The organism is uncultured Streptococcus sp., assembly GCF_902463925.1.
Taxonomy (GTDB): domain Bacteria; phylum Bacillota; class Bacilli; order Lactobacillales; family Streptococcaceae; genus Streptococcus.
The window spans coordinates 47,267-73,721 of sequence record NZ_CABQHE010000006.1 but is presented as its reverse complement, the minus strand read 5'-3'; the positions used below and the strand labels follow the sequence as shown (position 1 = coordinate 73,721).

Sequence of the window (26,455 nt, the reverse complement as noted above, 5' to 3'; positions counted from 1 at the left end):
AACGAAAACGATTGCAAAAAAATTGATTTTTCCTCTTGCAATAATTTTCAAAAGTGGTATTATAAAAACATAGAAATTGCTGTGGTATACGAATCCACATATAAGTGTTGACCGACTAATTTTTGTATTATCGGGAGACAGAGGTCTATTAACAGTGTGCATGCTGGCTCACCCAGAAGCAACTGAAGTTAGTAGCGAGTCGCCCACCTGCTTTTTTACGTCGCGGGTTCAATACAAACCGTGGATCATCGGTACCAATACAGCATCCAGCCTCCTTAGCTCAGTTGGTAGAGCAGTGGACTCTTAATCCATGGGTCACAGGTTCGAGCCCTGTAGGGGGCAGTCTAATATCGAAAAGAGACTTGATTGTAGGTCTCTTTTTTATTTTTCTAAGAAAGAACTCACTTTAAACAGAACTTTACGTGCTGGCTTGTCCAAACGATAATTCCTTCTAAGATATATGCTTTGTGTTATGATATTAGTCAGGAAACAGAATTGAAAAAGGAGACATGTGTTGAAAATTGCAATCATTGGCTATAGTGGTTCTGGAAAGTCGACTTTGGCAAGTTTTCTAGGTCAACACTACAATTGTGAGGTGCTTCATTTAGATAAAATTCATTTCACATCAAACTGGAAAGAGCGGACAGTTAATGAAATGACTGATGATATCTCAAAATTTATGTTACAAAAGGATTGGATTATCGAAGGGAATTACTCGACTTGTCTTTATGAAGAACGTATGAGAGAAGCTGACTGTATTATATATTTCAACTTTAATAGAGTTAATTGTCTCTATCGGGCTTTTAGGAGATATTTAAAATACAAGGGGCGGACGCGTCCTAGCATGGCGGAAAATTGTAATGAAAAATTCGATTTCGAATTTGTGAAATGGATTCTATTAGATGGACATTCACAAAAGAATGTAACGAAATTTAAAGTTGTTGTAAAAAAGTATCCTGACAAAACAATAGTTTTAAAGAATCAAAAGCAGTTAAACGATTATATTATGAAGAAGGTTAAATAACTGCTATAATAATTTAGTCATAAAATAGTTGGGAGCTCTACATAAGATGTGAGATTAAAAATATATAGTAAGAAATTAGTTGCAATCTTGGTTGTAACTGTCAGAATATTTTGATATAAACGCTTTCATCGTTGAACAATTAGTCTCTTTTCTGATATAATAAAATGTAACGCAAAACTTGTGGGTGAAATTCCCACCGTGAAGTTTTTCAAGAAAGGTGGGGACAGCCTCGTAAAGGTGGAGCTGTCCGTTATCAAAATAATATGACATCAGTAGTTGTTGTGGGTACCCAGTGGGGTGATGAAGGTAAAGGGAAAATTACAGATTTCCTAAGTCAAGATGCCGAAGTGATCGCACGTTATCAAGGTGGAGACAATGCAGGTCACACGATTGTTATCGATGGTAAGAAATTTAAATTGCACTTGATTCCATCAGGTATTTTCTTCCCAGAGAAAATCTCTGTTATCGGGAACGGTGTAGTGGTCAATCCTAAATCACTTGTCAAAGAGTTGGAATATCTTCATGCCGAAGGTGTGTCAACAGAGAGCCTTCGTATTTCTGACCGTGCGCACGTTATCTTGCCGTACCACATTAAACTTGATCAACTGCAAGAAGCTGCTAAAGGTGATAATAAGATTGGTACAACTAACAAAGGTATTGGTCCTGCCTATATGGATAAGGCTGCGCGTGTAGGTATCCGTATTGCAGACCTTTTGGACAAAGAAATCTTTGCTAATCGTTTGAAAACAAACTTAGCTGAGAAAAACCGTCTTTTCAGTAAGATGTATGAGTCAGAAGAGTTATCATTCGATGAGATTTTCGAAGAATACTACGCTTACGGACAACAAATTAAACAATACGTCACAGATACATCTGTTATCTTGAATGACGCTCTTGATGCAGGTAAACGTGTCCTCTTTGAAGGAGCTCAAGGGGTTATGCTTGATATTGACCAAGGTACTTACCCATTTGTAACGTCATCAAACCCAGTTGCGGGTGGTGTTACAATTGGTTCAGGTGTTGGACCTTCTAAAATTAATAAGGTTGTGGGTGTATGTAAGGCCTATACGAGCCGTGTTGGTGATGGTCCTTTCCCAACTGAGTTGTCTGATGAAGTGGGTGAACGTATCCGTGAAGTTGGTCATGAATATGGAACAACAACTGGACGTCCACGTCGTGTAGGATGGTTTGACTCAGTGGTGATGCGCCATAGCCGTCGTGTATCAGGTATCACAAACCTCAGCTTGAACTGTATCGATGTTCTCTCAGGTCTTGACACTGTAAAAATTTGTGTCGCTTATGATCTTGATGGTGAGCGTATTGATTACTACCCAGCTAGTCTTGAGCAATTGAAACGCTGTAAACCAATCTATGAAGAATTGCCAGGTTGGGAAGAAGATATCACAGGTTGCCGTAGTTTAGATGAGCTTCCTGAAAATGCCCGTAATTATGTTCGTCGTGTTGGTGAGTTGGTCGGTGTACGTATCTCTACCTTCTCTGTAGGACCTGGACGTGAACAAACAAACATTCTTGAGAGTGTTTGGTCAAATATCTAATAATGAAGACAAAGAATCTAGAAAACTAGGTTCTTTTTTCTTTAGTCAGTAAACAGAATAAGGCCATATATGACTTGATAACTGTTAGAAAAAACGCGTGCCAATTTTTCGATAGTATTAGGAAAGAAGTCTTTCTATTTAATTAGTTTTTCGGTATAATATGGTTTGATTAAATGAAAATTAACGAGAACCTACTTTCATAATTTAGGAGTATGTTCACAATTGTAACAAAGAGAATAAGTGAACAGATTTCTTAAGAGCTTTGGGTAAGAGGTGAGTAATGAATAAGGTTGTATTTGTTTGTCTGGGAAATATTTGTCGAAGCCCTATGGCAGAGTTTGTAATGAAAGCGCTTGACCAGGATGGGTCTTTGCATATCGAAAGTCGTGCAACTTCTTCTTGGGAACATGGAAATCCAGTTCACCAAGGAACCCAAAAGATTTTAAGGCAATATGCGGTTTCTTTTGATTCTTCCAAAAGTTCACAACAGATAAGTCGGTCAGATTTTGAATTCTTTGATTTGATTTTGGGGATGGATGAGTCAAATGTTGAGGATCTTCTACAAGTATCTGCGGGTCGTTATGACGATAAAATTAAGCTCTTTAGACCTGGCGGGGTTCCGGACCCATGGTACACAGGTGATTTTGAAGAAACATACAATTTGGTAACTGCAGGTTGCCAAGACTGGTTACAGTGGATTAAGGATAGACAATGAATTTTAAACAGCTAAAGAATTTTGATTTCAAAAATATTGATCGTAATCGATTTGAGCATATCACGGTAGGGATTATTATTTTATGCGCTCTGTCCTTGTTGTTGGTGACTATAAAAACGCAACATTCTATTAAAATTGATGGGACTAAAATTACCTATAAAGGCCAGATGCAGAACCATCGTTTAAACGGCCAAGGAACTCTGACTTATGATAATGGTGATACCTATACGGGTGGATTTAAAAATGGTTCCTTTAATGGTAAAGGAACTTTTAAATCTCACGAAGGTTGGACTTATGAAGGTGAGTTCAAGTCTGGTCAAGCAGATGGGCAAGGAAAATTGACTACTGAAAATAAGGCTATCTACAAAGGAAAATTTAAACAGGGGATTTTTAAAGGATGAGAATTAACTGGTTTTCTTATATTCGTGTGACAGGGCTTTTTTTGGTTCTTGTCTATCATTTCTTCCCAAGTATTCTTCCTGGGGGATTCATTGGTGTTGATGTCTTCTTTACCTTTTCAGGCTATCTAATCACGGCACTTTTGATTGATGAGGTATCTAGGACGCATCGCATTGATTATCTTGGTTTTATGCGACGACGCTTTTACCGTATAGTACCACCACTTATACTGATGGTGCTTATATGTACCCCTTTAGCACTCTTGGTTCGAAATGATTTTATTGCAGGCATCGGGCGCCAGATCACCTCTGTTATCGGTTTTGTAACTAACTATTATGAAATTTTAACTGGGGGGAATTATGAGAATCAGTTTAACCAGCATATCTACCTCCACACATGGAGTCTGGCTATTGAGGTTCATTATTATATTCTCTGGGGTGCCTTACTTTGGTTCCTAGCAAAGCGTGTTAAGCATCAAAATCAATTTAGAAGCCTAGTTTTCATGCTATCTCTTGCTTGCTTTACGGTGAGTTTCCTCTCAATGTTTATTGGTGCTTTCTTTGTTGATGGTTTTTCCCGTTTGTATTTTTCTTCAATTACGCATGCTTATCCTTTCTTTTTAGGTTCGCTATTTGCGACGCTTTCAGGTGTACATGAGACGACTGCTAGATTCAAGAAAAATGTTCGCCTATGGGAACTTAAAAAGGCAGTCCTTTATATGGTTGGTAGCTTTGCTCTGCTCTTATTGTTGGGCTTAGTCCTTCATTTTGAAGAACGTATTACCTATCTATTTGGGTTTGTTTTGGCTAGTTTGTTTACGGCTGTCATGATTTACTCTGCACGTATTCTCCATGAGAAGTTACTTGGTAAATCAGAGCCTGCTGTTATTAGTTATTTAGCGGAAATCAGCTACAGCGTCTATTTGTTCCATTGGCCCCTATATATTATCTTTAGCCAATTAACCAATAATATCATTGCAGTCATACTGACAACAATTTTGTCAATTGTTTTTGCGACACTTTCCTACTATATAATAGAGCCATTTATTGCAGGAAGAAAGGCAAGTATCTTTGGAATAGATTTGGACTTGACACCTTACCGACATATTGTGCTCTATGTCTTCAGTGGGCTCACCTTAATTACAGTGCTCATTTCTCTCTTTGCACCAGCTGTTGGGGACTTTGAGAAAGACTTGGAAGCTAACGGATTGTCACAAGCTCAAACTAAGATGAAATTGACGCGTACCAATGCGGAGAATAGTCAGGCTACTTCATTTGGTGTGAATAAAGGAGTGACAATTCTAGGGGACTCTGTTGCCCTTAGGTCGAAAGATCAGATTGAATCAAGTATTGATAATGTCACTATAGATGCAGTAGTCAGCCGTAATCTATCAACAATCAATGACTTACTTAAAGATTATGCGGATAGTAACGCTCTTGCCAAGGATGTTGTTATTGCTGGTGGTGTTAATGAGATTGATGATTACAAAGGTGTTATTAATAAAATTATCAAGAATTTACCTAAGGGTCACCGCATTATCTTTGTGACACCATACAATGGTAGTAAGTCTGGAAATGAAGCTGAATCTCTAGTTCAGTTACGTAAGTATGAGTTAGAGATGGCTAAGAAATATGACTTTGTGACGGTTGCTGATTGGTATCAAATTGCTAAAGAAAATATTACTATTTGGAATCGTACAGATGGGGTTCACTTTGGTTCCGATAGTGACTCTATTAACCGTGGTGCTAAATTATATACTAATACAATCAAAGAGGCTATCGCGAAAGCAGATAAGAAATCTGTTAAAGGTGGTAAAAAATAATCCAAATAATAAAAAGAGAAGGCAAGGGTTGTCTTTTCTTTTTGTGAACAAATTTTGACTCAGTTTTTTGTTTTGTGCTAAAATAAGCCTATGGCAAGAATATTGGATAATGACTTACTAGGAGATGAAGAGTACGTTGAACGTACCCTTCGCCCTCAGTACTTTAAGGAATATATTGGTCAAGATAAGGTTAAGGACCAATTAAAAATTTTTATAGAAGCAGCTAAACTCCGTGATGAGGCTCTAGACCATACCCTTTTGTTTGGCCCACCTGGTTTGGGTAAAACGACTATGGCGTTTGTAATAGCCAATGAGATGGGAGTGAATTTGAAGCAAACGTCTGGGCCGGCAATTGAAAAGGCTGGTGATTTAGTTGCCATACTTAATGACTTGGAGCCGGGGGACATCTTATTTATTGATGAGATCCATCGTATGCCTATGGCAGTGGAAGAAGTTCTTTATAGTGCTATGGAAGATTACTATATCGATATTATGATTGGAGCAGGTGAAACAAGTCGTAGTGTTCACCTAGACCTGCCTCCCTTCACTTTGGTTGGTGCGACCACACGAGCAGGTATGTTGTCAAATCCTTTGAGAGCTCGCTTTGGGATTAATGGTCATATGGAATATTATGAGTTACCTGATTTGACAGAGATTGTAGAACGTACTTCGGAAATCTTTGAAATGACAATAACACCAGAGGCAGCGTTGGAATTAGCACGTCGTAGTCGCGGAACACCACGTATTGCTAACCGCCTACTTAAGCGCGTGCGAGACTATGCTCAAATCATGGGTGATGGTATCATTGACGATAAGATTGCAGATAAGGCATTGACTATGCTTGATGTAGATCATGAGGGGTTAGACTACGTTGACCAAAAAATCCTCCGAACTATGATTGAGATGTATGGGGGAGGGCCCGTTGGCTTAGGTACTTTATCAGTTAATATCGCTGAAGAGCGAGAAACAGTAGAAGATATGTATGAACCTTATCTAATCCAAAAAGGTTTCATTATGCGTACACGAACAGGACGTGTCGCAACGGTTAAAGCCTATGAACACATGGGGTACGACTACACTCAAGAAAGTTGATAAAAAATCCATCTAAGGTGGATTTTTTGTTTACTCAAAAAAGAAAATAAAGAAAAAGGAAAAAAACTTTAAAAACCCCTTGCAATGAGTGGGTTCTTTTGTTATTATATTATGGTGCTGTAAATACAGCGCTTAGCTATGATACAAGAGGTTGCGACACGCCTGGTTGCACTGCCACGCAATCCGTGTTGGTTTTCTTGAGGAGCTAGCCTATTATCTTAAATAGACGAAAGAGGAGAAAAAATGGCAAACAAAAAAATTCGTATCCGTTTGAAAGCTTACGAACACCGTACGCTTGATACAGCGGCTGAAAAAATCGTAGAAACTGCAACTCGCACTGGTGCGACAGTTGCTGGACCAGTTCCACTTCCAACTGAACGTAGTCTCTACACAATTATTCGTGCGACTCACAAATATAAAGATTCTCGCGAACAATTTGAAATGCGTACACACAAACGTCTTATCGACATCATCAACCCAACTCAAAAAACAGTTGACGCTTTGATGAAACTTGATCTTCCAAGTGGTGTGAACGTCGAAATCAAACTTTAATTTAAAGATTGATTCATTGAGCATAAAAAACGCTCGTTAAAAACTTTTTTGAGCATGAAAAACGCTCATAAAAAACTTTTTGAAATATATTAAAGTAAAGGAAATATTTTCTCATGACAAAAGGAATCTTAGGGAAAAAAGTGGGAATGACTCAAATCTTCACTGAAGCAGGTGAATTTATCCCTGTTACTGTCATCGAAGCTACTCCAAACGTTGTGCTTCAAGTTAAAACTGTTGAAACAGACGGTTACGAAGCAGTTCAAGTTGGTTTTGACGACAAACGCGAAGTATTGAGCAACAAACCTGCCAAAGGCCACGTAGCGAAAGCTAACACAGCTCCTAAGCGCTTCATTCGTGAATTCAAAAACATTGAAGGCTTGGAAGTTGGATCAGAAATCACTGTTGACACATTCGAAGCTGGAGATGTTGTTGACGTAACTGGTACTTCAAAAGGTAAAGGTTTCCAAGGTGTTATCAAACGCCACGGTCAATCACGCGGACCTATGGCTCACGGTTCTCGTTACCACCGTCGTCCAGGTTCAATGGGACCTGTTGCGCCTAACCGTGTTTTCAAAAACAAACACTTGGCAGGACGTATGGGTGGCAACCGTGTGACAATTCAAAACCTTGAAGTTGTACAAGTTATCCCAGAGAAAAACGTTATCCTTATCAAAGGTAACGTACCAGGTGCTAAGAAATCTCTTATCACTATCAAATCAGCAGTTAAAGCTGCTAAATAATAAGAAAGGAGAAATCAGTTAAAAATGGCAAACGTAAAACTATTTGACCAAACTGGTAAAGAAGTTAGTACAGTTGAACTTAACGACGCTATCTTCGGTATCGAACCAAACGAATCAGTAGTATTTGATGTCGTAATCAGCCAACGTGCTAGCCTTCGCCAAGGTACTCACGCGGTTAAAAACCGTTCAGCAGTATCAGGTGGTGGACGTAAACCATGGCGTCAAAAAGGAACTGGACGTGCTCGTCAAGGTTCTATCCGCTCACCACAATGGCGTGGTGGTGGTGTTGTCTTCGGACCAACTCCACGTTCTTACGGATACAAACTTCCACAAAAAGTTCGTCGCCTTGCATTGAAATCTGTTTACTCAGCTAAAGTTGCAGAAGATAAATTTGTAGCAGTTGAAGCTCTTTCATTTGCAGCTCCAAAAACTGCTGAATTCGCAAACGTTCTTTCAGCTCTTAGCATCGATTCTAAAGTACTTGTTATCGTTGAAGAAGGAAACAAATTTGCTGAACTTTCAGCACGTAACCTTGCAAACGTAACTGTTGCAACTCCTGCAACTGCAAGTGTACTTGACATCGTAAACGCAGATAAACTTCTTGTTACTAAAGAAGCTATCTCATCAATCGAGGAGGTTCTTGCATAATGAATTTGTATGACGTAATCAAAAAACCTGTTATCACTGAGAAATCTATGATTGCTCTTGAAGCAGGAAAATACACTTTCGAAGTTGATACACGTGCACACAAACTCTTGATCAAACAAGCAGTTGAAGCTGCATTTGAAGGTGTTAAAGTTGCTAGCGTGAACACTGTAACTGTTAAACCAAAACAAAAACGTGTTGGACGTTACACTGGTTTCACTTCAAAAACTAAAAAAGCTATCATCACTCTTACAGCTGATTCTAAAGCAATCGAGTTGTTTGCAGCTGAAGCTGAATAATCAAAGGAGAAATTAACGTGGGTATTAAAGTTTATAAACCAACGACAAATGGCCGTCGTAACATGACTTCTTTGGATTTCGCAGAAATCACTACAAGCACTCCTGAAAAATCATTGCTTGTTTCTCTTAAGAACAAAGCTGGTCGTAACAACAACGGTCGTATCACTGTACGTCACCAAGGTGGCGGACACAAACGTCACTACCGTTTGATTGACTTCAAACGTAACAAAGATGGCGTTGAAGCAGTTGTTAAAACAATTGAGTATGATCCAAACCGTACTGCAAACATTGCTCTTGTACACTACACTGACGGGGTTAAAGCTTACATCATCGCACCTAAAGGTCTTGAAGTAGGTCAACGTATCGTTTCAGGTCCAGATGCGGATATCAAGATTGGTAACGCTCTTCCACTTGCAAACATCCCAGTTGGTACAGTTATCCACAACATTGAGCTTCAACCAGGTAAAGGTGCTGAACTTATCCGTGCCGCTGGTGCTTCTGCTCAAGTTTTGGGTCAAGAAGGTAAATACGTACTTGTTCGTCTTCAATCAGGCGAAGTTCGTATGATTCTTGGTACTTGTCGTGCAACTATCGGTACTGTAGGTAACGAACAACAATCACTTATCAACCTTGGTAAAGCCGGCCGTAATCGCTGGAAAGGTATTCGCCCAACAGTTCGTGGTTCTGTAATGAACCCTAACGATCACCCACATGGTGGTGGTGAAGGTAAAGCACCAGTTGGACGTAAAGCGCCATCTACTCCATGGGGTAAACCTGCGCTTGGTCTTAAAACTCGTAACAAGAAAGCTAAATCTGACAAACTTATCGTTCGTCGTCGTAACGAAAAATAATTTAGTCGCTTAGCACATAACATCCGCCAACTCGGTAGCACTTCTTAGTGCAAGCCGCTGTGGTACATTCAATTTAAAGGAGAAAACTACAAAATGGGACGTAGTCTTAAAAAAGGACCTTTCGTCGATGAGCATTTGATGAAAAAAGTTGAAGCTCAAGCAAATGACGAAAAGAAAAAAGTAATTAAAACTTGGTCACGTCGTTCAACGATTTTCCCAAGTTTCATCGGATACACTATCGCAGTTTATGATGGACGTAAACATGTTCCTGTTTACATTCAAGAAGACATGGTAGGTCACAAACTTGGTGAATTTGCACCAACTCGTACTTACAAAGGTCACGCAGCTGACGATAAGAAAACACGTCGTTAATAGGAGGAGGACACAATGGCAGAAATTACTTCAGCTAAAGCAATGGCTCGTACAGTGCGTGTTTCACCTCGTAAAACACGTCTTGTTCTTGATCTTATCCGTGGTAAGAACGTTGCTGATGCAATCGCAATCTTGAAATTCACTCCAAACAAAGCAGCTCGCATTGTTGAGAAAACTCTTAACTCTGCTATCGCTAATGCAGAAAACAACTTTGGTTTGGAAAAAGCTAACTTGGTAGTATCTGAAACATTCGCAAACGAAGGACCAACAATGAAACGTTTCCGTCCACGTGCGAAAGGTTCAGCTTCACCAATCAACAAACGCACAACTCACGTAACAGTAGTTGTGTCAGAAAAATAAGGAGGTAAACTCGTGGGTCAAAAAGTACATCCAATTGGTATGCGTGTCGGGATCATCCGTGACTGGGATGCAAAATGGTATGCTGAAAAAGAATACGCAGATTACCTTCACGAAGATTTGGCAATCCGCAAATTCATTCAAAAAGAACTTGCAGACGCTTCAGTTTCAACTATTGAAATTGAACGTGCTGTAAACAAAGTTATTGTTTCACTTCACACTGCTAAACCAGGTATGGTTATCGGTAAAGGTGGATCAAACGTTGATGCTCTTCGCGCTCAACTTAATAAATTGACTGGAAAACAAGTTCACATCAACATCGTTGAAATCAAAAAACCTGATTTGGACGCCCACCTTGTTGGTGAAACTATTGCTCGTCAACTTGAGCAACGTGTTGCTTTCCGTCGTGCACAAAAACAAGCTATCCAACGTGCAATGCGTGCTGGAGCTAAAGGAATCAAAACTCAAGTATCAGGTCGTTTGAACGGTGCAGATATCGCCCGTGCAGAAGGATACTCTGAAGGTACAGTTCCACTTCACACACTTCGCGCTGATATCGATTACGCTTGGGAAGAAGCTGACACAACTTACGGTAAACTCGGTGTTAAAGTTTGGATCTACCGTGGAGAAGTTCTTCCAGCTCGTAAAAACACTAAAGGAGGCAAATAACAAATGTTAGTACCTAAACGTGTTAAACACCGTCGTGAATTCCGTGGAAAAATGCGCGGTGAGGCTAAAGGTGGTAAAGAAGTATCATTCGGTGAATATGGTCTTCAAGCTACAACTAGCCACTGGATCACAAACCGTCAAATCGAGGCTGCTCGTATTGCCATGACTCGTTACATGAAACGTGGTGGTAAGGTTTGGATCAAGATCTTCCCACACAAATCATACACTGCTAAAGCTATCGGTGTACGTATGGGTTCTGGTAAAGGGGCACCTGAAGGTTGGGTAGCACCAGTTAAACGTGGTAAAGTAATGTTCGAAATCGCAGGTGTTTCTGAAGAAGTTGCACGTGAAGCACTTCGTCTTGCTAGCCACAAATTGCCAGTTAAATGTAAATTCGTGAAACGTGAAGCAGAATAAGGAGAAGACATGAAACTTGAAGAAATCAAAAAGTTTGTTGCTGAGCTTCGTGGCTTGTCTCAAGAAGAGCTTGCTAAAAAAGAAAACGAACTTAAGAAAGAACTTTTCGACCTTCGTTTCCAAGCTGCAGCAGGTCAACTTGATCAAACTGCCCGTTTGAACGAAGTGAAAAAACAAATTGCACGTGTTAAAACTGTGCAATCTGAAATCAAATAATAGATTGGGAAAGGAGCATTTCTAATAATGGAACGTAATCAACGTAAAACCCTTGTTGGACGCGTAGTATCTGATAAGATGGATAAAACAATCACAGTTGTAGTTGAAACTAAACGTAACCACCCAGTCTATGGTAAACGTATCAACTATTCTAAAAAATACAAAGCACATGATGAAAACAACGTTGCTAAAGAAGGCGATATCGTTCGTATCATGGAAACTCGCCCGCTTTCAGCTACAAAACGCTTCCGTCTTGTAGAAGTTGTGGAAGAAGCTGTTATTATCTAATAAAACTAAAAGGAGACAATTGAAATGATTCAACAAGAAAGTCGCTTAAAAGTTGCTGATAATAGCGGTGCTCGTGAAATCTTGACTATCAAAGTTCTTGGTGGTTCAGGACGTAAATTCGCTAACATCGGCGACGTAATCGTTGCAACTGTTAAACAAGCTACACCAGGTGGAGCTGTTAAAAAAGGTGATGTTGTTAAAGCTGTTATCGTTCGTACAAAAACTGGTGCTCGCCGTCCAGACGGTTCATACATCAAGTTTGATGACAACGCTGCAGTAATCATCCGCGATGACAAAACTCCTCGTGGAACTCGTATCTTTGGCCCTGTTGCACGTGAATTGCGTGAAGGTGGATACATGCGTATCGTATCTTTGGCGCCAGAAGTACTTTAATCTGAATTAACACAAACTTAGTCCCCTGATATATTCAGGGTGCCCATTAGGGCGTAAGAAATAATAGGAGAAATACTCAAATGTTTGTAAAAAAAGGCGATAAAGTTCGCGTTATTGCTGGTAAAGACAAAGGAACTGAAGCAGTAGTTCTTAAAGCTCTTCCAAAAGTAAACAAAGTTGTTGTTGAAGGTGTTGCAATCATCAAAAAACACCAAAAACCATCAACTGAAAACCCTCAAGGTGCTATCGTGGAAAAAGAAGCACCAATCCATGCTTCAAACGTTCAAGTTCTTGACAAGAACGGTGTAGCTGGACGTGTAGGTTACAAAGTTGTTGACGGCAAAAAAGTTCGTTACAACAAAAAATCAGGCGAAGTGCTTGACTAATCACGAAGGAAAGGAGAAAGTATTAAATGGCTAACCGTCTTAAAGAAAAATACACTAACGAAGTAATTCCAGCTTTGACTGAAAAATTTAACTATTCTTCAGTTATGGCTGTGCCAAAAGTTGATAAAATCGTTATCAACATGGGTGTTGGTGAAGCTGTAAACAACGCTAAAACTCTTGAAAAAGCTGCTGCTGAGCTGGCACTTATTTCAGGTCAAAAACCATTGATTACTAAAGCTAAGAAATCAATCGCTGGCTTCCGTCTTCGTGAAGGTGTAGCGATCGGTGCTAAAGTTACCCTTCGTGGTGAACGCATGTACGAATTCTTGGATAAATTGGTATCAGTATCACTTCCACGTGTTCGTGACTTCCATGGTGTTCCAACTAAATCATTTGATGGACGTGGTAACTACACACTTGGTGTTAAAGAACAACTTATCTTCCCAGAAATCAACTTCGACGATGTTGATAAAGTACGTGGTATGGATATCGTTATCGTAACTACTGCTAACACTGACGAAGAAGGTCGTGAATTGCTTAAAGGCCTTGGAATGCCTTTTGCAAAATAATCTAGGAGGTAAATAAATTGGCTAAAAAATCAATGATTGCTAAGAACAAACGCCCTGCGAAGTTCTCTACGCAAGCTTACACTCGTTGCGAACGTTGTGGACGTCCACACTCAGTTTATCGCAAATTTAAACTTTGCCGTGTTTGCTTCCGTGAATTGGCTTACAAAGGTCAAATTCCAGGTGTTACCAAAGCTTCTTGGTAAAAACATGGTACATTTAAGTTAGTTTCACCTAATTTGAATGTATTTAACACAATCTGAGCCTAGCTCAATCATTAACTAGCAAGTGAATTATTCAAACTACTAGTAAGAGGAGAAAATATAAAATGGTTATGACTGACCCAATTGCAGATTTCTTGACACGTATTCGTAACGCTAACCAAGCTAAACACGAAGTACTTGAAGTACCTGCATCAAACATTAAAAAAGGTATCGCTGAAATCCTTAAACGTGAAGGTTTCGTAAAAAACGTTGAAGTTATCGAAGATGACAAACAAGGTATCATTCGCGTATTTTTGAAATACGGACAAAACGGTGAACGTGTTATCACTAACTTGAAACGTATCTCAAAACCAGGTCTTCGTGTTTATTCTAAACGTGAAGATGTTCCTAAAGTTCTTAACGGACTTGGAATCGCGATCATCTCTACTTCAGAAGGTCTTTTGACTGACAAAGAAGCTCGTCAAAAGAACGTTGGTGGAGAAGTTATCGCTTACGTTTGGTAAGAAGCTGATACTAAGCACTTATCTCAAATGATTTGTGCGAGTTTCGTTAATTATATTCGATGAAACTCATCCCCGTGAAAACTAGTCACTCTGTGGCTTGATAATCTAACAGGAGAATTAAATACTATGTCACGTATTGGTAATAAAGTTATTACTTTGCCTGCTGGTGTCGAAGTAACAAACAACGATAACGTTGTTACTGTTAAAGGACCTAAAGGCGAACTCACTCGTGAGTTTAACAAAAACATTGAAATCAAAGTTGAAGGCAACGAAGTTACACTTCACCGTCCAAACGACTCAAAAGAAAACAAAACAATCCACGGTACTTCACGTGCAAACTTGAACAACATGGTTGTTGGTGTTTCTGAAGGTTTCAAAAAAGAACTTGAAATGCGCGGTGTCGGATACCGTGCGCAACTCCAAGGAACAAAACTTGTTCTTTCAGTTGGTAAATCTCACCAAGACGAAGTTGAAGCTCCAGAAGGTATTACTTTTGAAGTACCATCTGCAACTTCAATCGTTGTAAGTGGTATTAACAAAGAAGTTGTTGGTCAAACAGCTGCTTACATCCGTAGCCTTCGTTCACCAGAACCTTACAAAGGTAAAGGTATCCGTTACGTTGGTGAATACGTACGTCGTAAAGAAGGTAAAACTGGTAAATAATAGGATTTCATCCTTGTGGCTATTCTTTTTGGATTGCCTACTTACCAAAAGCTCTCATGAGCAAGCATTATAATTAAGAGGTGAAAATTGTGATTTCGAAACCAGATAAAAACAAACTCCGCCAAAAACGCCACCGTCGCGTTCGCGGAAAACTCTCTGGAACTGCTGATCGCCCACGTTTGAACATTTTCCGTTCTAATACAGGCATCTACGCTCAAGTTATTGATGACGTAGCGGGTGTAACGCTCGCAAGTGCATCAACTCTTGATAAAGAAGTTTCTAAAGGAACTAAAACAGAACAAGCCGTTGTTGTCGGTAAACTTGTTGCTGAACGCGCAGTAGCTAAAGGTATTTCTGAAGTGGTGTTTGACCGCGGTGGATATCTCTATCACGGACGTGTTAAAGCTTTGGCTGACTCAGCTCGTGAAAACGGATTGAAATTCTAATAGGGAGGACACTTAATAATGGCATTTAAAGATAATGCAGTAGAACTTGAAGAACGCGTAGTTGCTATCAACCGTGTTACTAAAGTTGTAAAAGGTGGACGCAACATGCGTTTTGCTGCTCTTGTTGTTGTTGGTGACCGTAATGGTCGCGTAGGATTTGGTACTGGTAAATCTCAAGAGGTTCCAGAAGCTATCCGTAAAGCAGTTGAAGCAGCTAAGAAAAACCTTATCGAAGTTCCTATGGTTGGTACAACTATTCCTCACGAAGTTCGTTCAGAATTTGGTGGAGCGAAAGTATTGTTGAAACCAGCTGTTGAAGGGGCTGGTGTTGCCGCTGGTGGTGCAGTTCGTGCCGTCATCGAATTGGCTGGTGTTGCTGATGTAACATCTAAATCACTTGGTTCAAACACTCCAATCAACATCGTTCGTGCGACTGTTGAAGGATTGAAACAACTTAAACGTGCTGAAGAAGTTGCGGCTCTTCGTGGCATCTCAGTATCTGACTTGGCATAAGAAAGGAGATAACAATGGCTCAAATTAAAATTACTTTGACTAAGTCTCCAATCGGACGCAAACCAGAACAACGTAAAACAGTTGTTGCTCTTGGACTTGGTAAATTGAATAGCTCAGTTGTTAAAGAAGACAACGCTGCTATCCGTGGTATGGTCAACGCAGTATCTCACTTGGTAACTGTAGAAGACGTTAAATAAAAATTGATTTAAGTCGTGAGGGTTCCCTTGCGACTTAAACTGAATTTCATGTATAGGCGAGTTTCTAATTAAGCTACCTTACTTGGTTAGAGGCGCTAGCATTTTACAAAAAGAGGAGAAAATAATAATGAAACTTCATGAATTGAAACCTGCTGAAGGTTCTCGTAAAGTCCGTAACCGTGTGGGTCGTGGTACTTCATCTGGTAACGGTAAAACTTCAGGCCGTGGTCAAAAAGGTCAAAAAGCTCGTAGCGGTGGTAGCGTACGTCCAGGATTTGAAGGTGGACAAACTCCATTGTTCCGTCGTCTTCCAAAACGTGGATTCACTAACATCAACGCTAAAGAATACGCACTTGTAAACCTTGATCAATTGAACGTCTTTGAAGATGGTACAGAAGTAACTCCAGCAGTTCTTAAAGAAGCTGGAATCGTTCGTGCTGAAAAATCAGGCGTTAAAGTTCTTGGTAACGGCGAATTGACTAAGAAATTGACTGTTAAAGCAGCTAAATTCTCAAAATCTGCTGAAGCAGCTATCACTGCTAAAGGTGGTTCAATCGAAGTCATCTAATGAGGGGTAACTCATTATGTTCTTTAAACTATTAAAAGACGCATTGAAAGTCAAAAACGTTCGTAATAAGATTTTATTTACAATCTTCATTATTTTCGTTTTTCGTGTAGGGACTCATGTAACAGTTCCTGGTATCAATGCGGAAAGTTTGAAACAATTAAGTGATTTACCTTTCTTGAACATGCTTAACTTGGTGTCTGGTAATGCCATGAATAACTTCTCTATCTTCTCGATGGGGGTTAGTCCTTACATTACAGCATCAATCATTGTCCAACTTTTGCAGATGGATATTTATCCAAAATTTGTAGAGTGGGGCAAACAAGGGGAAGTTGGTCGTCGTAAATTGAACCAAGCGACTCGCTACATCACTCTTGTTTTAGCCTTTGTTCAATCGATTGGTATTACAGCAAGTTTTAATACTCTCTCATCAATTTCATTGGTTAAAACACCAAGTGTTTCAACCTACTTATTGATTGGGACAATTCTAACTGCTGGTAGCATAATTGTGACATGGCTGGGTGAACAAATCACAGATAAAGGTTTTGGTAATGGTGTGTCAATGATTATCTTTTCAGGGATCATTGCTTCTATTCCAAAAATGTTCTCAACAATTTACGAGGATTTCTTTGTCAACGTTCGTTCAGGAGAATTGACTCGTTCATATATCATAGTTGCTTTGCTAATTGTGGTAGGTTTGGCGATTGTCTTCTTTACGACATTTGTTCAACAGGCAGAATATCAAATTCCAATTCAATATACTAAATTAGTTCAAGGGGCTCCAACGAGTTCTTACCTTCCATTGAAAGTTAATCCGGCTGGTGTTATTCCCGTTATCTTTGCTAGCTCGATTACAACAATTCCTAGTACTATTCTTCCATTCTTATCGAAGGTTACATGGTTATCACACTTACAAGGACTACTCTCGTATAATACACCTAGTGGAATGATTACTTACGCGATATTAATTATCTTGTTCTCATTCTTCTACACATTTGTCCAAGTAAATCCTGAAAAAACTGCTGAAAATCTTCAAAAGAATGGGTCTTACATTCCTAGTGTTCGTCCAGGTCGTGAGACTGAAAAGTACATGTCTTCATTGCTTAAGAGATTGGCAACAATCGGGGCTGTATTTCTCGCGTTTATTTCATTGGCTCCTATTGCGGCTCAACAGTTTATGCACCTTACAAGCTCAATCGCGCTTGGTGGTACATCTCTCTTGATCTTGATTTCAACTGGTATCGAAGGTATGAAACAACTTGAAGGTTACCTATTGAAACGTCAGTACGTTGGATTTATGAATCTTGAAGACTAAGTCTTCTCATGAACAATTGAGAGGGAAAGAAAGGTTACTTTCTGTCCCTTCTCTTTTGTTTTTTGATAACTCTACCAATGTTTTAAAACGTTGATAGAGTTATTTGAAAACAAAAATAAGGAGTTCGTAAGATGAATCTTTTAATTATGGGTCTACCAGGTGCTGGTAAAGGGACTCAAGCTGCAAAAATTGTTGAAGAATTTGGTGTAGCTCACATCTCAACTGGCGATATGTTCCGTGCTGCTATGGCTAACCAAACAGAAATGGGAACTTTGGCAAAATCATTCATCGATAAAGGTGAATTGGTACCAGATGAAGTGACAAACGGAATCGTTAAAGAGCGTTTGGCTGAATCTGATATTGCTGAAAAAGGTTTCTTGCTTGATGGTTATCCACGTACTATTGAGCAAGCTCATGCATTGGATGAAACATTGAAAGCACTTGGTATTAAACTTGACGGTGTAATCAATATTGAAGTTAATCCAGAGAGCTTAGTTGAACGTCTTTCAGGTCGTTTTATTTGTCGCTCATGTGGTGCAACTTACCATAAAGTATTCAACCCAACTAAGGTTGAAGGGACATGTGATGTTTGTGGCGAACATGAATTCTTCCAACGTGAAGATGATAAACCTGAAACTGTTAAACGTCGTCTTGACGTAAACATTGCTCAAGGTGAGCCAATTATTGCACATTATCGTGAGCTTGGTCTTGTATCAGATATTCAAGGTAACCAAGATATCGATGATGTATTTGCTGATGTTAAAAAAGCGATTGCAGCAATTAAATAATTATATAATCTTACTTGCGTATCAGACTTAAGCATGTTATAATACTTTAGTCTGGCTTATAATTGTTACCTCTGTGCTTAGAGGAAATCAAATCGAAATTTTAGGGGGGACTTTTGCGTGGCAAAAGAAGACGTGATTGAAATTGAAGGTAAAGTTGTCGAAACTATGCCTAATGCTATGTTTACTGTTGAATTGGAAAATGGACACCAAATTTTGGCGACAGTTTCTGGTAAAATCCGTAAAAACTACATTCGTATTTTGGTCGGTGACCGTGTGACTGTTGAAATGAGTCCTTATGATTTGACACGTGGACGCATCACATACCGCTTTAAATAATCGAAATAATTGGAGGGATTAAAACATGAAGGTAAGACCATCGGTTAAACCAATTTGCGAATACTGTAAAGTTATTCGTCGTAACGGTCGTGTTATGGTAATTTGTCCAACAAATCCAAAACACAAACAACGTCAAGGATAATATAGAAAGGAGAAATCATGGCTCGTATTGCTGGAGTTGACATTCCAAACGATAAACGTGTAGTAATTTCACTTACTTACGTATACGGTATCGGACTTGCAACATCTAAGAAAATCTTGGCTGCTGCAGGCGTTTCTGAAGACATCCGCGTTAAAGATTTGACAAATGATCAAGAAGACGCTATCCGTCGCGAAGTGGATGCAATCAAAGTTGAAGGTGACCTTCGTCGTGAAGTTAACCTTAACATCAAACGTTTGATGGAAATCGGTTCATACCGTGGTATCCGTCACCGTCGTGGACTTCCTGTCCGTGGTCAAAACACTAAAAACAATGCCCGCACTCGTAAAGGTAAAGCTGTTGCGATTGCAGGTAAGAAAAAATAATTAAAATAAAATAGGAGGTAAAAACATTGGCTAAACCAACACGTAAACGTCGTGTGAAAAAGAATATCGAATCTGGTATTGCTCACATTCACGCTACTTTCAATAACACTATTGTTATGATTACAGATGTGCATGGTAATGCTGTAGCTTGGTCATCAGCTGGTGCTCTTGGTTTCAAAGGTTCTCGTAAATCTACACCATTTGCTGCTCAAATGGCTTCTGAAGCTGCTGCTAAATCTGCACAAGAACACGGTCTTAAGACAGTTGAAGTAACTGTTAAGGGTCCTGGTTCAGGTCGTGAGTCTGCTATCCGTGCTCTTGCTGCTGCTGGTCTAGAAGTAACAGCAATCCGTGATGTAACTCCTGTACCACATAATGGTGCTCGTCCTCCAAAACGTCGTCGTGTGTAATTTTTAATAACAATAGTACACAAGATTCGTTTCGAGGGAGTATAATAAATGATTGAGTTTGAAAAACCAATAATAACAAAAATTGATGAAAATAAAGATTACGGCAAATTTGTCATCGAACCACTAGAACGTGGTTATGGTACAACTTTGGGTAACTCTCTTCGTCGTGTACTTTTGTCATCACTTCCAGGTGCTGCCGTAACATCAATTAAGATTGATGGAGTACTCCACGAATTTGATACCGTACCAGGCGTACGTGAAGACGTGATGCAAATTATCCTTAATATTAAAGGACTTGCTGTAAAATCTTACGTCGAAGACGAAAAAACAATCGAACTTGATGTCCAAGGTCCAGCTGAAGTTACTGCTGGAGATATCTTGACTGATAGCGATATTGAAATTGTTAACCCTGATCATTATCTTTTCACTATCTCTGAAGGAGCTTCTTTAAAAGCGACTATGACAGTAGCCACAAACCGTGGTTATGTTCCAGCAGATGAAAACAAGAAAGATGATGCACCAGTGGGAACATTGGCTGTAGATTCAATCTACACACCAGTGAAAAAAGTCAATTATCAAGTTGAACCTGCTCGTGTAGGTAGCAACGATGGTTTTGATAAATTGACAATCGAAATCATGACAAACGGAACAATCATCCCTGAAGATGCCCTCGGTCTCTCGGCTCGCGTTTTGATTGAACACTTGAACTTGTTTACTGACCTTACTGATGTTGCTAAAGCTACTGATGTAATGAAAGAAACTGAAAAAGTGAACGATGAAAAGGTGCTTGACCGTACCATCGAAGAACTTGATTTGTCTGTACGCTCATATAACTGTTTGAAACGTGCCGGTATTAATACCGTTCATGATTTGACAGAAAAAACTGAGCCTGAAATGATGAAAGTCCGTAACCTAGGTCGTAAATCTCTTGAAGAAGTCAAAGTTAAGTTGGCTGATCTTGGACTTGGACTCAAAAACGATAAATAATAATATAGGAGGATAACATGGCTTACCGTAAACTTGGACGCACAAGCTCACAACGTAAAGCGGTTCTTCGTGATTTGACAACAGATCTTATCATTAACGAAGCAATCGTTACAACTGAAGCACGTGCTAAAGAAATCCGTAAAACAGTTGAAAAAATGATCACTCTTGGTAAACGTGGTGATTTGCACGCACGTCGTCAAGCAGCTGCATTTGTACGTAACGAAATTGCATCTGAAAGCTATGATGAAGCAACTGATAAATATACATCAACAACTGCTCTTCAAAAACTTTTCTCAGAAATCGCACCTCGTTATGCTGAACGTAACGGTGGATACACTCGTATCCTTAAAACAGAACCACGTCGTGGCGATGCTGCCCCAATGGCAATCATCGAACTTGTTTAATTTTTATCAATTTTGTTGAGTGTTATGATGATGGAATAGCTTAGCTTTTCTTAGTCTAGCTCTGGTCTACCGCTGGGCATACGCCTAGCGGGAACACTCATCATAAAAATGGGAATAAATAAGCATGTAACGCTTGTTTACGAAAGGTAATACTGTTATTTTTCGTAAGCAGGCGTTTTTTTGGGGTATAAATCGTCTGAATATTTTGATATAATGGAATAAGCTTATTTTAAAAAGGGGGACATTATTTTGACAACAGCCAAGGAACTGCTTAAGCAAAGGTATTATGAGCCAATTAAGGAGCAACCCGAATTATTTGTGGGGATTGAGTTGGAATACCCTGTCGTTAATTTGAGTGGTAATGCTACAGATGTCTCTCTTACAAAACAGTTACTAGTCTATCTCTTGGATAATTTTGATTTTCAAGCTGATAAGTATGATTCTGATAACAATCCTATTCAGCTTATTGATAAAGCTTCTGGAGATATGATTCTTTTTGAAGTTTCCTATAATACGATTGAGTTTGCTTTTGCAAAGGCTGAAAGAATCTCTGAAGTTGAGGAACGCTTGGATGCTTACCTCGGTATAATCCAACCTTATCTTCAGAATTATAATCATGAGTTGCAAGGTTGGGGAGTGAATCCAAACTGGGCAAAGAATGATAATAGGCCTGTTAAATCTCCTCGTTATGAAATGCTTATGGATTTTCTCGAGCTCTCTATAGCAAAGAATGATTCTTTCTTTCACGATTATCCTGAATATGGCTCTTTTATTTGTGGGAGTCAGGTACAGTTAGATGTCTCCAAAACAACCTATTTGAGGGTCCTAAATGCTTTTAATCAAATAGAGGGTCCCAAGGCGGTATTATTGGCAAACTCTGAATTTTGGGGCTCTGATTGGGATTTAGCGCTTTCTCGTGATGTTTTCTGGGAGAATTCTATGCATGGTGTGTTTGAGGAAAATGCAGGAGTATTTCCGGAGGTGTTTAAAAACGAAGATGACTTTTTTTCTTACTTGTCTGAGACGGTCATTTTTACCGCTAAACGTGGTGACGAAACCTACTATTTTGAACCAATACGTGCTAAAGACTATCTAAGTACACCATATGTCAAAGCACGCTCTATTCATGGCGAAGTAGTCACTATTGAGCCAAGTGAGGAAGATTTTAAGACTCACCGTTCTTATCAATTCCAAGATTTAACGACGCGAGGGACTATTGAGTTTCGCAGTGTTTGTACTCAGCCTTTCTCAGCAACTTTTGCACCAGCAGCCCTTCATCTTGGCCTTTTAGTTAACTTAGAGACACTAGAAAGTATTTTAAAAGACACATCTTTATTTGAAGTTTTTGATTATGATTATCTTAGAATTCGTTGCTTGTTTTCGAAAAAGGAAATCTCAAAGGATGATTTCAAATTGATTTTGCCTTTGACAGAGGCTCTACTAACTTGTGCAGAGGATGGGCTTAAAAATCGTGGCTTTGGAGAAGAAGTTTACTTAGCTCCTCTTCAAGAACGATTAGCTGCTTTGAAAAATCGTTTAGACTAATTCCAGATAGTATATAATGTTTCAGAAAAACAAAAAAAGTCAAAAAGCTTATTGACAATAGCATACAATAAATGGTATTATATAATAGTTGTTTCGAAAGAGACAAAAGATAGTTTTAAGAAAAAACTTTCAAAAAAGTATTGACACTGATTGTCAAACTTGATATAATGACTAATGTAGTTAGCGGAAATGGCGGAATTGGCAGACGCGCAGGACTAAGGATCCTGTGACCGCTTTAGGTCGTGAGGGTTCAAGTCCCTCTTTCCGCAGAGCAACCAGTCAAGAGACTGGTTTTTTTGTATTAAAAAATCAAAACGCTTACAAATTGTAGAAAAACTAGTTTTTTGAATCTAATTGTGATAGAATAAACAAGTAAACGGGTTCAAGCCCAAAAAAATATAGGAGGCCTTTATAATGGCAATCGTTTCAGCAGAAAAATTTGTCCAAGCAGCTCGTGACAATGGTTACGCAGTTGGTGGATTTAACACAAACAACCTTGAGTGGACTCAAGCTATCTTGCGTGCAGCAGAAGCTAAACAAGCTCCAGTGCTTATCCAAACTTCTATGGGTGCAGCTAAGTACATGGGTGGTTACAAATTGTGTAAACTTCTTATCGAAGAATTGGTTGAATCAATGGGTATCACTGTACCAGTTGCTATTCACCTTGACCACGGTCACTACAATGATGCTTTGGAATGTATCCGTGTAGGTTATACTTCAGTTATGTTTGACGGTTCACACCTTCCAGTTGAAGAAAACCTTGAAAAAGCAGCTAAAGTTGTTGAATTTGCACACGCTAACGGTGTATCAGTTGAAGCTGAAGTTGGTACAATCGGTGGTGAAGAAGATGGTATCATCGGTGATGGTGAATTGGCACCAATCGAAGATGCTAAAGCTATGGTTGCAACTGGTATCGACTTCCTTGCAGCAGGTATCGGTAACATCCACGGTCCTTACCCAGAAAACTGGAACGGACTTCACCTTGACCACTTGCAAAAATTGACAGAAGCTGTTCCTAACTTCCCAATCGTATTGCACGGTGGATCAGGTATTCCTGACGATCAAATCCAAGCAGCTATCAAACTTGGTGTTGCTAAAGTTAACGTTAACACTGAATGTCAAATCGCATTTGCTAAAGCAACACGTAAATTTGTTGCTGAATACGAAGCAAATGAAGCAGAATACGACAAGAAGAAACTCTTCGACCCACGTAAATTCTTGAAACCAGGTTTCGAAGCTATTACAGAAGCTGTTGAAGAACGTATCGACGTATTCGGTTCAGCAAACAAAGCATAATTAGCTTATTAAAACAAGGTCTTTTCTGGATCTTGTTTTTTTGTACTAAAATAACTAGTTGGTATCTGCCAATTAATCTGTGATTGAGAGTGAATAAATTTTAAAGAGTGGATATGGCTTTGGTTGATAGATTCTATTTCCTAACTTTTTAAGATATGCTATAATATGAATATGTTTGATAATTATATTGTACCTGTATTTTTTGGTGGTGGAGCTCTTGCTCTACTAGGTTTAGTGTTATTTGGTTGGGCCTTGCCTTCATTTTTGAAGGGTAAGTGGTCTTATTTGATTTCTTTGCTAGGTTTAGTTTTGGTTGCTTTTGCCTATTTTGATTCAGCGATTGTTATCACTTATAAAATCTGGCTTGGATTGCTAGGTGTTATCATGATTGGTTGGGGCCTTCCTTTCAACAATCGCAAGGGACGCCGTGCAATGACTATTTTTTGGGCCATCATGGCAATCGTTGTAGGTATTGCTGCTATTGCATTTACTATTGCTTATGGTGTTATTAACCGCCACTAACATGAAACTGTAAAACATGCTATAATAATGGCATGTTTTATTTTATGACCCTATCATTTATTATCATGCCTGCTTTGGGTTGCTTCTTAATAGGTTTGGCTTTTGCTAAATCAGATCGTTGGGACTTTTCCTGGAGTCTATCCTTAGTAGGTTTGGTGGCCTTTATTTCTTCTTTTTGGCATATAGCACGCGTAGATTTATGGTTTATGCTAAGTTATAGTGTTGGTCCTTTTTTGATGGGATTTGGTTTCTCCTGGGACTTAAGTAAGAAACGCCGTAGGCAGTTATTATTATTAGGGGCATTTTTCCTTGTCTTTTTTGTGATTCTGTACTATCTTATTGTGCGAATCCTGAATACAGCTGTTGTCTAAAGGAGGGCTGTTGTGATGTTGCTAGATTTAGAAGAGAAGACACGTGTTCTGGTAGAAGATATTGTTGAACGTTCAGCTATTGGGAGAGGAGCTATCTTTGTCTTGGGACTGTCTTCTAGTGAGGTTGCTGGTGGGACTATCGGCAAAGCCTCTAGCCGCGAAATTGGTCAACGAATTGTGAAAACTATTCTTGAGGTTTTGGAACCTAAAGGGATTTTCTTGGCTGTTCAGGGCTGTGAACATTTGAATCGTGCTTTGGTTGTTGAGCGTGAGCTTGCCATGGCTAAAGATTTGGAAATTGTGAATGTTCTTCCGACCTTGCACGCTGGGGGAAGTGGTCAGCTGGCTGCTTTCGACTACATGAAGGATCCTGTTGAGGTGGAGGAAATTGTCGCTCAGGCTGGTATTGATATTGGGGACACCTCTATTGGTATGCATGTGAAGAGGGTCCAAGTTCCTCTTCGCCCTATTACTCCAGAATTAGGTGGTGCTCATGTGACTGCTTTGGCTAGTCGTCCTAAGTTAATTGGTGGAGCTCGTGCAGAGTATCTAGCAGATCCTATCCGTAAAAACTAAAAAGTATCGGACATTCTTGTCCGATACTTTTTCTGTTAGCAGAGCCCTTTCTTTCAATGATGACGCTTGGCATAATCGACAAATTTGAATTTTTCAAGTTTGTGGCGACTTTCCGTAAATTGGAACTGTTTTCCATTGTTTAAATAAACTTTTGAACGGACACAGACAACGTGCTGGTCCTTACCTAGGTCGATAAGAATCTTATCTTGATCGGTAGCGTTATCGATAGTGATTTCTTTAAAGGCGTGGGAAATGCTAAGGTTGAGCAGATTCTCATTGTAGTCGTAAATAGAGTATTCAGCAATACTACGGTTTAGTTGCGGAACAAGGCTGGCATCTAGGTAATCAATATCTATGACAGAGGCACAGCTATCAACGACTCTTTGACGAACAACACGCCAAACCTGTCGGCTATTAGAAAAACCAGTTCTTTCTGAGAGTTTTGAATCAACAATGATTTTATCCAGAGAAATAACGTTGGTTTGCGAATTAAGGCCTTGTTGTTCGATTAGCTCCTGGTAACTAGTAAGGTCAGACACAGGAAAGTTGATTTGTTCCTGGTTAATAACCTGAGAGCCAGAGCCATGAATCTTTTTGACCAAGCCTTCTTCAACGAGTAAAGTTAATGCCTTTCGTATAGTATCTCTACTAACCTGGTAAGATTGAACCAGTTCTTGCTCGGTGGGGAGAAAGTCTCCCACTTGATACTTTTGCTCATGGATAGCTTTTTCTAAATCCTTATAAATAATCTGATATTTTTTCATCTTTCTCCTCATTTGTAGGTAAAAAAACATACAACCGATATTTTTTTATAAAAATATGTTAAAAAAATCCCGGAACACTTGCAGACAAATTTGCAATCGCTTACAATCAGTTTATCAAGTCAATCAGATATTGTCAAAAAAGAAAA

General features: G+C 39.3%; 41 protein-coding genes, 2 tRNA genes and 1 other RNA gene. 43 read left to right on the top strand and 1 reads right to left on the bottom strand.

What is annotated here, in order from left to right; genetic code table 11:
• The first annotated feature begins 73 nt into the window (after positions 1-73).
• From ssrS to RDY04_RS05600, 43 genes are all read left to right on the top strand, one after another.
• Positions 74-269, top strand: a non-coding RNA gene (ssrS, locus tag RDY04_RS05810) — 6S RNA.
• Positions 270-342, top strand: a tRNA-Lys gene (locus RDY04_RS05805).
• A gap of 172 nt (positions 343-514) precedes the next feature.
• Complete coding sequence (locus RDY04_RS05800; RefSeq protein ID WP_303952392.1) at positions 515-1,024, top strand: DNA topology modulation protein; 510 nt, start codon at positions 515-517, stop codon at positions 1,022-1,024.
• Between the two features lie 263 nt (positions 1,025-1,287).
• Positions 1,288-2,580: an adenylosuccinate synthase gene (locus RDY04_RS05795; protein WP_303952391.1), complete on the top strand. Its 1,293-nt coding sequence runs from the start codon at positions 1,288-1,290 to the stop codon at positions 2,578-2,580.
• A gap of 280 nt (positions 2,581-2,860) precedes the next feature.
• A complete protein-coding gene (locus RDY04_RS05790) occupies positions 2,861-3,295 on the top strand; it encodes a low molecular weight protein-tyrosine-phosphatase (RefSeq protein WP_037621236.1) in 435 nt (144 codons plus the stop codon).
• On the top strand, positions 3,292-3,696 hold the full coding sequence (locus RDY04_RS05785; protein ID WP_303952388.1) for a hypothetical protein: 405 nt from the start codon (positions 3,292-3,294) through the stop codon (positions 3,694-3,696). The genes RDY04_RS05790 and RDY04_RS05785 overlap by 4 nt, the downstream gene beginning before the upstream one ends.
• Positions 3,693-5,516 (top strand): acyltransferase family protein, encoded by a 1,824-nt coding sequence (locus tag RDY04_RS05780; RefSeq protein WP_303952385.1) that lies wholly within the window; start codon positions 3,693-3,695, stop codon positions 5,514-5,516. The genes RDY04_RS05785 and RDY04_RS05780 overlap by 4 nt, the downstream gene beginning before the upstream one ends.
• A gap of 90 nt (positions 5,517-5,606) precedes the next feature.
• A complete protein-coding gene (gene ruvB, locus RDY04_RS05775; RefSeq protein ID WP_003091891.1) occupies positions 5,607-6,608 on the top strand; it encodes a Holliday junction branch migration DNA helicase RuvB in 1,002 nt (333 codons plus the stop codon).
• 243 nt (positions 6,609-6,851) lie between these two features.
• On the top strand, positions 6,852-7,160 hold the full coding sequence (gene rpsJ, locus RDY04_RS05770; RefSeq protein ID WP_002885653.1) for a 30S ribosomal protein S10: 309 nt from the start codon (positions 6,852-6,854) through the stop codon (positions 7,158-7,160).
• A gap of 113 nt (positions 7,161-7,273) precedes the next feature.
• On the top strand, positions 7,274-7,900 hold the full coding sequence (rplC, locus tag RDY04_RS05765) for a 50S ribosomal protein L3 (RefSeq protein ID WP_002885755.1): 627 nt from the start codon (positions 7,274-7,276) through the stop codon (positions 7,898-7,900).
• A 24-nt stretch (positions 7,901-7,924) separates the two neighbouring features.
• Complete coding sequence (rplD, locus tag RDY04_RS05760; protein ID WP_002885795.1) at positions 7,925-8,548, top strand: 50S ribosomal protein L4; 624 nt, start codon at positions 7,925-7,927, stop codon at positions 8,546-8,548.
• Positions 8,548-8,844, top strand: coding sequence for a 50S ribosomal protein L23 (locus tag RDY04_RS05755; RefSeq protein WP_002887066.1), 297 nt, complete (start codon positions 8,548-8,550; stop codon positions 8,842-8,844). The genes rplD and RDY04_RS05755 overlap by 1 nt, the downstream gene beginning before the upstream one ends.
• Before the next feature lie 17 nt (positions 8,845-8,861).
• Positions 8,862-9,695, top strand: coding sequence for a 50S ribosomal protein L2 (rplB, locus tag RDY04_RS05750; protein ID WP_064519327.1), 834 nt, complete (start codon positions 8,862-8,864; stop codon positions 9,693-9,695).
• Positions 9,696-9,788: 93 nt separating this feature from the next.
• Positions 9,789-10,067: a 30S ribosomal protein S19 gene (gene rpsS, locus RDY04_RS05745; RefSeq protein WP_000533765.1), complete on the top strand. Its 279-nt coding sequence runs from the start codon at positions 9,789-9,791 to the stop codon at positions 10,065-10,067.
• A gap of 15 nt (positions 10,068-10,082) precedes the next feature.
• Positions 10,083-10,427, top strand: a complete 345-nt coding sequence (rplV, locus tag RDY04_RS05740; protein WP_002887063.1) for a 50S ribosomal protein L22 — start codon at positions 10,083-10,085, stop codon at positions 10,425-10,427.
• A gap of 12 nt (positions 10,428-10,439) precedes the next feature.
• Complete coding sequence (gene rpsC, locus RDY04_RS05735; RefSeq protein ID WP_002885727.1) at positions 10,440-11,093, top strand: 30S ribosomal protein S3; 654 nt, start codon at positions 10,440-10,442, stop codon at positions 11,091-11,093.
• Positions 11,094-11,096: 3 nt separating this feature from the next.
• Positions 11,097-11,510 (top strand): 50S ribosomal protein L16, encoded by a 414-nt coding sequence (rplP, locus tag RDY04_RS05730; protein WP_000960950.1) that lies wholly within the window; start codon positions 11,097-11,099, stop codon positions 11,508-11,510.
• A gap of 9 nt (positions 11,511-11,519) precedes the next feature.
• The gene (gene rpmC, locus RDY04_RS05725; protein WP_002885754.1) at positions 11,520-11,726 is read left to right on the top strand and encodes a 50S ribosomal protein L29; all 207 of its coding nucleotides are present in this window, start codon (positions 11,520-11,522) and stop codon (positions 11,724-11,726) included.
• Positions 11,727-11,753: 27 nt separating this feature from the next.
• Entirely contained in the window at positions 11,754-12,014 is a 261-nt protein-coding gene (gene rpsQ / locus RDY04_RS05720; protein ID WP_002885836.1) for a 30S ribosomal protein S17, read from the top strand.
• 24 nt (positions 12,015-12,038) lie between these two features.
• Positions 12,039-12,407 (top strand): 50S ribosomal protein L14, encoded by a 369-nt coding sequence (gene rplN, locus RDY04_RS05715; RefSeq protein WP_002885711.1) that lies wholly within the window; start codon positions 12,039-12,041, stop codon positions 12,405-12,407.
• Positions 12,408-12,487: 80 nt separating this feature from the next.
• Positions 12,488-12,793 (top strand): 50S ribosomal protein L24, encoded by a 306-nt coding sequence (rplX, locus tag RDY04_RS05710; RefSeq protein WP_002946158.1) that lies wholly within the window; start codon positions 12,488-12,490, stop codon positions 12,791-12,793.
• Between the two features lie 26 nt (positions 12,794-12,819).
• On the top strand, positions 12,820-13,362 hold the full coding sequence (gene rplE, locus RDY04_RS05705) for a 50S ribosomal protein L5 (RefSeq protein ID WP_002887058.1): 543 nt from the start codon (positions 12,820-12,822) through the stop codon (positions 13,360-13,362).
• Positions 13,363-13,379: 17 nt separating this feature from the next.
• Entirely contained in the window at positions 13,380-13,565 is a 186-nt protein-coding gene (locus tag RDY04_RS05700) for a type Z 30S ribosomal protein S14 (protein ID WP_001085699.1), read from the top strand.
• Between the two features lie 122 nt (positions 13,566-13,687).
• A complete protein-coding gene (gene rpsH / locus RDY04_RS05695) occupies positions 13,688-14,086 on the top strand; it encodes a 30S ribosomal protein S8 (protein WP_002885642.1) in 399 nt (132 codons plus the stop codon).
• Positions 14,087-14,212: 126 nt separating this feature from the next.
• Entirely contained in the window at positions 14,213-14,749 is a 537-nt protein-coding gene (gene rplF, locus RDY04_RS05690) for a 50S ribosomal protein L6 (protein WP_002887056.1), read from the top strand.
• Positions 14,750-14,838: 89 nt separating this feature from the next.
• Entirely contained in the window at positions 14,839-15,195 is a 357-nt protein-coding gene (gene rplR, locus RDY04_RS05685; RefSeq protein ID WP_002885810.1) for a 50S ribosomal protein L18, read from the top strand.
• A gap of 18 nt (positions 15,196-15,213) precedes the next feature.
• Complete coding sequence (gene rpsE, locus RDY04_RS05680) at positions 15,214-15,708, top strand: 30S ribosomal protein S5 (RefSeq protein ID WP_002885626.1); 495 nt, start codon at positions 15,214-15,216, stop codon at positions 15,706-15,708.
• 14 nt (positions 15,709-15,722) lie between these two features.
• The gene (gene rpmD, locus RDY04_RS05675) at positions 15,723-15,905 is read left to right on the top strand and encodes a 50S ribosomal protein L30 (RefSeq protein WP_002885773.1); all 183 of its coding nucleotides are present in this window, start codon (positions 15,723-15,725) and stop codon (positions 15,903-15,905) included.
• Positions 15,906-16,032: 127 nt separating this feature from the next.
• On the top strand, positions 16,033-16,473 hold the full coding sequence (gene rplO / locus RDY04_RS05670; RefSeq protein ID WP_303952370.1) for a 50S ribosomal protein L15: 441 nt from the start codon (positions 16,033-16,035) through the stop codon (positions 16,471-16,473).
• Positions 16,474-16,489: 16 nt separating this feature from the next.
• On the top strand, positions 16,490-17,785 hold the full coding sequence (gene secY, locus RDY04_RS05665) for a preprotein translocase subunit SecY (protein WP_295493208.1): 1,296 nt from the start codon (positions 16,490-16,492) through the stop codon (positions 17,783-17,785).
• Positions 17,786-17,916: 131 nt separating this feature from the next.
• Positions 17,917-18,573, top strand: coding sequence for an adenylate kinase (locus tag RDY04_RS05660; protein ID WP_002885632.1), 657 nt, complete (start codon positions 17,917-17,919; stop codon positions 18,571-18,573).
• A gap of 117 nt (positions 18,574-18,690) precedes the next feature.
• Positions 18,691-18,909: a translation initiation factor IF-1 gene (gene infA / locus RDY04_RS05655; RefSeq protein WP_001040189.1), complete on the top strand. Its 219-nt coding sequence runs from the start codon at positions 18,691-18,693 to the stop codon at positions 18,907-18,909.
• A 25-nt stretch (positions 18,910-18,934) separates the two neighbouring features.
• The gene (gene rpmJ / locus RDY04_RS05650; RefSeq protein WP_000868345.1) at positions 18,935-19,051 is read left to right on the top strand and encodes a 50S ribosomal protein L36; all 117 of its coding nucleotides are present in this window, start codon (positions 18,935-18,937) and stop codon (positions 19,049-19,051) included.
• A gap of 17 nt (positions 19,052-19,068) precedes the next feature.
• Positions 19,069-19,434 carry a 30S ribosomal protein S13 gene (gene rpsM / locus RDY04_RS05645; protein WP_002885820.1) on the top strand — a complete coding sequence of 122 codons (366 nt, stop codon included), beginning with the start codon at positions 19,069-19,071 and terminating at the stop codon, positions 19,432-19,434.
• Between the two features lie 26 nt (positions 19,435-19,460).
• Entirely contained in the window at positions 19,461-19,844 is a 384-nt protein-coding gene (gene rpsK / locus RDY04_RS05640; protein WP_002887520.1) for a 30S ribosomal protein S11, read from the top strand.
• A 48-nt stretch (positions 19,845-19,892) separates the two neighbouring features.
• On the top strand, positions 19,893-20,831 hold the full coding sequence (locus tag RDY04_RS05635; RefSeq protein ID WP_003091894.1) for a DNA-directed RNA polymerase subunit alpha: 939 nt from the start codon (positions 19,893-19,895) through the stop codon (positions 20,829-20,831).
• A gap of 17 nt (positions 20,832-20,848) precedes the next feature.
• On the top strand, positions 20,849-21,235 hold the full coding sequence (gene rplQ / locus RDY04_RS05630) for a 50S ribosomal protein L17 (RefSeq protein ID WP_002885709.1): 387 nt from the start codon (positions 20,849-20,851) through the stop codon (positions 21,233-21,235).
• Positions 21,236-21,484: 249 nt separating this feature from the next.
• Complete coding sequence (locus tag RDY04_RS05625; protein ID WP_303952363.1) at positions 21,485-22,780, top strand: gamma-glutamylcysteine synthetase; 1,296 nt, start codon at positions 21,485-21,487, stop codon at positions 22,778-22,780.
• A gap of 183 nt (positions 22,781-22,963) precedes the next feature.
• Positions 22,964-23,049: transfer RNA gene (locus tag RDY04_RS05620), tRNA-Leu, on the top strand.
• 145 nt (positions 23,050-23,194) lie between these two features.
• Positions 23,195-24,076, top strand: a complete 882-nt coding sequence (locus RDY04_RS05615; protein ID WP_003092040.1) for a class II fructose-bisphosphate aldolase — start codon at positions 23,195-23,197, stop codon at positions 24,074-24,076.
• Positions 24,077-24,241: 165 nt separating this feature from the next.
• Positions 24,242-24,598, top strand: coding sequence for a hypothetical protein (locus RDY04_RS05610; RefSeq protein WP_303952361.1), 357 nt, complete (start codon positions 24,242-24,244; stop codon positions 24,596-24,598).
• A gap of 32 nt (positions 24,599-24,630) precedes the next feature.
• Positions 24,631-24,969, top strand: coding sequence for a hypothetical protein (locus RDY04_RS05605; RefSeq protein ID WP_303952359.1), 339 nt, complete (start codon positions 24,631-24,633; stop codon positions 24,967-24,969).
• A gap of 15 nt (positions 24,970-24,984) precedes the next feature.
• Positions 24,985-25,545 carry a TIGR01440 family protein gene (locus RDY04_RS05600; protein WP_295493121.1) on the top strand — a complete coding sequence of 187 codons (561 nt, stop codon included), beginning with the start codon at positions 24,985-24,987 and terminating at the stop codon, positions 25,543-25,545.
• Positions 25,546-25,598: 53 nt separating this feature from the next.
• Here RDY04_RS05600 and treR read toward each other — a convergent pair whose 3' ends face one another.
• Positions 25,599-26,309, bottom strand: a complete 711-nt coding sequence (treR, locus tag RDY04_RS05595) for a trehalose operon repressor (RefSeq protein WP_303952357.1) — start codon at positions 26,307-26,309, stop codon at positions 25,599-25,601.
• Positions 26,310-26,455: the final 146 nt, after the last annotated feature.

Excerpts from the sequence above, each read along its gene's own strand:
- RDY04_RS05790 (WP_037621236.1), top strand. The coding sequence starts at position 2,861 with ATGAATAAGGTTGTATTTGTTTGTCTGGGAAATATTTGTCGAAGCCCT.
- RDY04_RS05780 (WP_303952385.1), top strand. The coding sequence starts at position 3,693 with ATGAGAATTAACTGGTTTTCTTATATTCGTGTGACAGGGCTTTTTTTG.
- ruvB (WP_003091891.1), top strand. The coding sequence starts at position 5,607 with ATGGCAAGAATATTGGATAATGACTTACTAGGAGATGAAGAGTACGTT.
- rpmD (WP_002885773.1), top strand. The coding sequence starts at position 15,723 with ATGGCTCAAATTAAAATTACTTTGACTAAGTCTCCAATCGGACGCAAA.
- RDY04_RS05610 (WP_303952361.1), top strand. The coding sequence starts at position 24,242 with ATGAATATGTTTGATAATTATATTGTACCTGTATTTTTTGGTGGTGGA.
- rplX (WP_002946158.1), top strand. The coding sequence starts at position 12,488 with ATGTTTGTAAAAAAAGGCGATAAAGTTCGCGTTATTGCTGGTAAAGAC.
- rpsS (WP_000533765.1), top strand. The coding sequence starts at position 9,789 with ATGGGACGTAGTCTTAAAAAAGGACCTTTCGTCGATGAGCATTTGATG.
- RDY04_RS05755 (WP_002887066.1), top strand. The coding sequence starts at position 8,548 with ATGAATTTGTATGACGTAATCAAAAAACCTGTTATCACTGAGAAATCT.
- RDY04_RS05660 (WP_002885632.1), top strand. The coding sequence starts at position 17,917 with ATGAATCTTTTAATTATGGGTCTACCAGGTGCTGGTAAAGGGACTCAA.
- rpsH (WP_002885642.1), top strand. The coding sequence starts at position 13,688 with ATGGTTATGACTGACCCAATTGCAGATTTCTTGACACGTATTCGTAAC.
- rpsE (WP_002885626.1), top strand. The coding sequence starts at position 15,214 with ATGGCATTTAAAGATAATGCAGTAGAACTTGAAGAACGCGTAGTTGCT.
- rplE (WP_002887058.1), top strand. The coding sequence starts at position 12,820 with ATGGCTAACCGTCTTAAAGAAAAATACACTAACGAAGTAATTCCAGCT.
- rplN (WP_002885711.1), top strand. The coding sequence starts at position 12,039 with ATGATTCAACAAGAAAGTCGCTTAAAAGTTGCTGATAATAGCGGTGCT.
- rplO (WP_303952370.1), top strand. The coding sequence starts at position 16,033 with ATGAAACTTCATGAATTGAAACCTGCTGAAGGTTCTCGTAAAGTCCGT.
- rpmJ (WP_000868345.1), top strand. The coding sequence starts at position 18,935 with ATGAAGGTAAGACCATCGGTTAAACCAATTTGCGAATACTGTAAAGTT.
- rplD (WP_002885795.1), top strand. The coding sequence starts at position 7,925 with ATGGCAAACGTAAAACTATTTGACCAAACTGGTAAAGAAGTTAGTACA.
- rplP (WP_000960950.1), top strand. The coding sequence starts at position 11,097 with ATGTTAGTACCTAAACGTGTTAAACACCGTCGTGAATTCCGTGGAAAA.
- rplF (WP_002887056.1), top strand. The coding sequence starts at position 14,213 with ATGTCACGTATTGGTAATAAAGTTATTACTTTGCCTGCTGGTGTCGAA.
- RDY04_RS05795 (WP_303952391.1), top strand. The coding sequence starts at position 1,288 with ATGACATCAGTAGTTGTTGTGGGTACCCAGTGGGGTGATGAAGGTAAA.
- rpsJ (WP_002885653.1), top strand. The coding sequence starts at position 6,852 with ATGGCAAACAAAAAAATTCGTATCCGTTTGAAAGCTTACGAACACCGT.
- rpsM (WP_002885820.1), top strand. The coding sequence starts at position 19,069 with ATGGCTCGTATTGCTGGAGTTGACATTCCAAACGATAAACGTGTAGTA.
- rpmC (WP_002885754.1), top strand. The coding sequence starts at position 11,520 with ATGAAACTTGAAGAAATCAAAAAGTTTGTTGCTGAGCTTCGTGGCTTG.
- RDY04_RS05785 (WP_303952388.1), top strand. The coding sequence starts at position 3,292 with ATGAATTTTAAACAGCTAAAGAATTTTGATTTCAAAAATATTGATCGT.
- secY (WP_295493208.1), top strand. The coding sequence starts at position 16,490 with ATGTTCTTTAAACTATTAAAAGACGCATTGAAAGTCAAAAACGTTCGT.
- RDY04_RS05605 (WP_303952359.1), top strand. The coding sequence starts at position 24,631 with ATGTTTTATTTTATGACCCTATCATTTATTATCATGCCTGCTTTGGGT.
- RDY04_RS05600 (WP_295493121.1), top strand. The coding sequence starts at position 24,985 with ATGTTGCTAGATTTAGAAGAGAAGACACGTGTTCTGGTAGAAGATATT.
- RDY04_RS05615 (WP_003092040.1), top strand. The coding sequence starts at position 23,195 with ATGGCAATCGTTTCAGCAGAAAAATTTGTCCAAGCAGCTCGTGACAAT.
- treR (WP_303952357.1), bottom strand. The coding sequence starts at position 26,309 with ATGAAAAAATATCAGATTATTTATAAGGATTTAGAAAAAGCTATCCAT.
- rplQ (WP_002885709.1), top strand. The coding sequence starts at position 20,849 with ATGGCTTACCGTAAACTTGGACGCACAAGCTCACAACGTAAAGCGGTT.
- RDY04_RS05635 (WP_003091894.1), top strand. The coding sequence starts at position 19,893 with ATGATTGAGTTTGAAAAACCAATAATAACAAAAATTGATGAAAATAAA.
- rplV (WP_002887063.1), top strand. The coding sequence starts at position 10,083 with ATGGCAGAAATTACTTCAGCTAAAGCAATGGCTCGTACAGTGCGTGTT.
- rpsQ (WP_002885836.1), top strand. The coding sequence starts at position 11,754 with ATGGAACGTAATCAACGTAAAACCCTTGTTGGACGCGTAGTATCTGAT.
- rplC (WP_002885755.1), top strand. The coding sequence starts at position 7,274 with ATGACAAAAGGAATCTTAGGGAAAAAAGTGGGAATGACTCAAATCTTC.